The sequence below is a fragment of the Vibrio sp. 378 genome (genome assembly GCF_033339435.1).
This window is the reverse complement of the sequence record NZ_JAWOUO010001235.1, coordinates 1-511: the sequence shown is the minus strand read 5'-3', so window position 1 is coordinate 511 and position 511 is coordinate 1. Positions and strand designations below refer to the sequence as shown.

The window sequence follows — 511 nt, the reverse complement described above, 5'->3', positions numbered from 1 at the left end:
AAGAAAGCCGCGGATGACCGTCGAAAAGAGATGAAGTCAACCGGTGGTGATGATGCGATCGCCGCAGCCATTGCTCGTGTTAAAGCACAAAAATCGAACGAAGATAATAAAGCTGAGTCAGCAGTTAAACCTGCTGTCGCGGCTGCCATTGCCAAAGCAAAAGCGAAGCAAGCCGCAGCAGCAAAAGTTGGTGCAACTGAGCCTGACAACTCCGAAATGGCAAAACTGCGTGAAGAGCGCAAGCGTCTTGCTCGTGAACGTAAAGCAGAAAAAGAACAAAGCGAAACCCCTGCTAACAATGCTGATGACAAAAAGTCCGCAGTTGCTGCAGCAATCGCGCGCGCGAAAGCGAAAAAAGCTCAGCAGGAAGAAAACGCATCTGAAGAGCCAGAAGATAAAAAAGCCGCAGTAGCCGCTGCTATTGCTCGAGCAAAAGCGCGCAAAGCGCAGCAAGAAACTGAATCTCAACCTGTTGAAGAAACAGCTTCTCAAGAGCTTGGCGAAGATCCGA

1 pseudogene is annotated in these 511 nt (G+C 49.7%); it reads left to right on the top strand.

The window, feature by feature from the left end:
• Positions 1 to 511, top strand: a pseudogene (locus tag R7Q48_RS31315) (electron transport complex subunit RsxC); the annotation flags it as partial.